Annotated in this window: 5 protein-coding genes; 4 read left to right on the top strand and 1 reads right to left on the bottom strand. The window is 66.0% G+C overall.

Annotation, left to right across the window (positions count from 1 at the left end; genetic code table 11):
* The coding region (locus ACIQU6_RS44050) for an ISAs1 family transposase (protein WP_403488262.1) at positions 1 to 788 on the top strand (788 nt) is incomplete at its 5' end.
* Between the two features lie 51 nt (positions 789 to 839).
* On the opposite strand, the gene ACIQU6_RS44045 is transcribed toward ACIQU6_RS44050, so the two are convergent.
* Positions 840 to 1,064, bottom strand: a complete 225-nt coding sequence (locus ACIQU6_RS44045) for a helix-turn-helix domain-containing protein (RefSeq protein ID WP_403488260.1) — start codon at positions 1,062 to 1,064, stop codon at positions 840 to 842.
* Positions 1,065 to 1,127: 63 nt separating this feature from the next.
* Between ACIQU6_RS44045 and ACIQU6_RS44040 the strand changes: the two genes are divergently transcribed.
* The 3 genes from ACIQU6_RS44040 to ACIQU6_RS44030 all read left to right on the top strand — a co-directional run bounded on the left by ACIQU6_RS44040 (position 1,128) and on the right by ACIQU6_RS44030 (position 3,430).
* Positions 1,128 to 1,595, top strand: coding sequence for a single-stranded DNA-binding protein (locus ACIQU6_RS44040; protein WP_403488258.1), 468 nt, complete (start codon positions 1,128 to 1,130; stop codon positions 1,593 to 1,595).
* A gap of 53 nt (positions 1,596 to 1,648) precedes the next feature.
* Positions 1,649 to 2,737: an SEC-C metal-binding domain-containing protein gene (locus ACIQU6_RS44035; protein ID WP_403488256.1), complete on the top strand. Its 1,089-nt coding sequence runs from the start codon at positions 1,649 to 1,651 to the stop codon at positions 2,735 to 2,737.
* 252 nt (positions 2,738 to 2,989) lie between these two features.
* Positions 2,990 to 3,430, top strand: coding sequence for a hemerythrin domain-containing protein (locus tag ACIQU6_RS44030; RefSeq protein WP_403488254.1), 441 nt, complete (start codon positions 2,990 to 2,992; stop codon positions 3,428 to 3,430).
* Positions 3,431 to 3,607 lie beyond the last annotated feature (177 nt).

Genomic DNA, 3,607 nt, shown 5'->3' with positions numbered 1-3,607 from the left:
CGCTCAAAGGCTCAGCTCGTCTCACCTTGGCGCGGCGGCACCTGCTCTCCGCGGTCACCCACGGCCCGGTCGTGACACTCGCTCAGGTGGAGGTTGACGCGAAGACGAACGAAACCACCCACTTCCAGCCGCTGCTGGCACCGCTGGACCTGGCCGGCGCCATCGTCACCTTCGACGCGCTGCACTCGGTCAAGGCGAACATTTCCTGGCTGGTCGAGACCAAGAAGGCCCACTACATCGCCATGATCAAAACCAACCAGCCGACCGTCCACAGTCAGCTCGCGGCCCTGCCATGGCGGGACATTCCTGTCCAACACACCGCCTCCGCCTCCGCGCACGGCAGGCGGGAGTCCCGCTCGATCAAGACCTGCGCCATCGAGGACCGGCTCGGCGGGATCGCCTTTCCCCACGCCCGCCTGGCCCTCCGTGTCCACCGCCGCCGCAAGCCCACCGGCGAACACGAGACCCGCGAGAGCGTTTACGCCGTCACCAGCCTCGACGCCCACCAAGCCGGCCCAGTCGATCTTGCCACCGCGATGCGTGGGCACTGGGCCGTGGAGAACTCCTCGCACCACATCCGGGACACCACCTTCGCCGAGGACGCCTCCACCGTCCACACCGGAACCGCACCCCGCGCCATGGCCACCCTTCGCAACCTCGCCATCGGCGCACTCAAAACCCTCGGAGCCGACAACATCGCCAAAACCACCCGGGCCATCCACGACATACCCCAACGAGCACTCCCCATCCTGGGCATCACCAACAACCCCGACACCTACGGAACTTGATCGAACCCTGGCACCGAGGCCAGCATTTTCCCGCCGGGTCTGGCGCAACAATCACGAACGGCGACGAACTCCAGCTGCAGTCAACAGGTTTCGTATCTGATGCGGGTCTTCGCCCGTGCGGGAGGCGAGCGTAGCGATGGAATCCCCCAATTGATATGCGGCGACGATGGCTGTGCTGAGGCGCCGGCGGGCTTCCCTCACCGAGCGCTCCGCTGCGCGCAGGGCGTCGGCGGCCTCCTCTAGCGTGTCCTGATGTGCGGGGTGTTCCTGGCTCATCCGGACATGCTGCCAGACGCCGGGGTACCGTGAGGAGGTCGAAGGCGAGGAAAGGGGCGGGATATGGCGGGCGAGACGTTGGTGACTGTGGTGGGCAACCTCACTGCGGATCCCGAACTGCGGCACACCGCCTCCGGCCTGCCGGTCGCCTCCTTCACCGTGGCGTCCACTCCCCGGACCTACCACCGGGACCGCGGTGAATGGGTTGACGGGGAACCGCTGTTCCTGCGCTGCTCACTGTGGCGGCAGGCGGGCGAAAACGCGGCCCGGTCGCTGACCCGTGGGACCCGCGTGATCGTCACCGGACGTCTGCGGCAGCGCACCTTCGACGACAAGGAAGGCCAGCGCCGCACCACCGTCGAGATCGACGCCGAGGACATCGCCGTCTCCCTCACCTACGCCACCGCCCAGGTCACCAAGACCTACCGCTCCGCTACGTCCCCGGCACCCGCACCCGCACCTGCACCTGCACCTGCAGCAGCTCCGGGCTCGGTCGCGGCGGAGGCGGGCGGCGATCCGTACCCATTCTGAAGCCTTCGGGCGACGCGCCACCCCACCTATGCTGTCGCCGCTAGTGTGCTCGTATGTCCCGCAAGCGCCGCCCGACACACCGTCAGTCTGTCCCCCGCGAGAGGACTGACGCCCAGCAGGCAGAAGAACTGCAAGCCCTCGCCCGGAAGTACCCCCAGGACCGAGAACACCTCCTGACCGAGGCCGCGGAGTACTACAGCCGCGCAGGCCAGCACGACAGAGCACTCGCTCTCCTCCAGCACCTCCTGGACGCCGGGTGCGAAGATCCCCACCTGGTCCAGGCCCTGCGCATCGACGCACTCTGGGAAGCCGGGCGCACCGACGAGGCCCGTGAAGCGGCCACGAACCTACGCCGCCAGCACCCGACCGACACCGGGCCGTGGAACCTCGTCGCGGAGATGTTCGAGACCACAGGCGAACTCCACGACGCAGCCGACTACTTCACCGCAGGGGTGACCCACCTGCTGGGCCCCGCCACCCCGCTCACCGTCGCAGCTGTCCGCGGTGCGGAGGACGCTCTGGGCATCGAGATGCTGGTCATCGGCCGTCATCGTGTGCGGCGTCGCCTTGACCAGACGCACGACGACCTCGACCAACTCGCTCACGCCCTCTACCAGCACCGTCCACCCCACCTGCGCGCCAACAGCACCCTCGACGACCTACACAACCCCGAACTCCAAACCGCCCCGGGCAACGATCCCCAGGCCCTGACCGCCTCGATCGAGCAACTCTCCCGCGAGATCGAAGCCCGCCGAGCCGCCCTCACCCGCCCCCGCCTGACCTGCGCACTGTTCTGGAACCCTGACGAGTTCACCCAGCTCCTAGACACCTGGCCCGAGCTGGCCGACCACTACGGAAGCAAACACCACGAACACATCCGCCACGTCCAGCAGACACTGCAACGCCTATCCAACAAGGGAGAACCCCACCTCGGCATCGCCCACGGCACCATGAGCGACTTCCTGTCCTTCACCCAAGCAGACAACCTTCCCCCACAGGACGGTGACACCCGCGCCCACTACGCCGCCGACCTCGCCGCCCGAGGCCACGCCACCCCCTGGCCCCCACCCCGCAACACCCCCTGCTGGTGCGGCTCAGCACGCAAATACAAGAAGTGCTGCGGCAACCCCACCCACACCTAAATCCGCGCAAGACCCCTCGAGCACGCGCGCGCCAGATCTCCTCATGCCTGCCATAGTGTGAGGGCCGTCACTGAATGAGACCGTCATCACTCCCAGGATGTTCGGCCATAGCGCAGCGACGGCTGTTTCCCACCGGATGGCATGAGCCGGCCATCGCCTTGCCCGAGCCTTCCTGTTACGCGGCGGGCGGGGCGGGAATAGATGGTGCGGCGATCGGGCAAGCCGACGCCGCACCATCGTGGAGGAAGCATCGTGCGAGGCGACCCCGACGTCGTCGACGAACTGACAGCGGATCACCGCATCTTCGACGCACTCCTCGCGCAGTTCAACAACGCACCCCCGGGGACCCCGGACCGCAAACGACTGATCAATACACTCACCATCGAGCTGAAGAAACACCTGGCTTTCCAAGAGCAGCACCTGCCTCCAGTGTTGCGCGAACACCTGGACCACGGCGACACACTCGCGACTCAGAAAAGCGCCGACCACAGCCGGATGCGACACCTTCTCGAACAACTGCAAGCACATGAACCCGACGACGTCTACTTCGACCATCTCGTGGGCCAACTACACACCCAGCTTCGCACGCACATCGACGCCGAAGAGATCCACCTCTTCCCCCAACTACGCCTAGGCGTTCACCCTTACGTGCTGGACAACCTGGCCAAGAAATATCGCAGGGCCGACCATTGACGCCCGCCAGTACGTCATGGACACCATGATCCCGGGCGGTTCAGTACGAGGGGACCCCCATTCCTGTTCTCAGCTTGGTGTTTAACGGGTCGCCCCACGATTGATGATCTTGCTCACGGTTGGGGACATGGAGTGGTTTCTATGAGTTGTCTGGGTTGTGATGACTCATCAGGCTCG

Origin of the sequence: Streptomyces sp. NPDC090442 (genome assembly GCF_044769405.1) — a bacterium.
Classification (GTDB): Bacteria; Actinomycetota; Actinomycetes; order Streptomycetales; family Streptomycetaceae; genus Streptomyces.
Note: the sequence above shows the minus strand (reverse complement) of the source record. Positions and strands in the feature narration are given on the sequence as shown.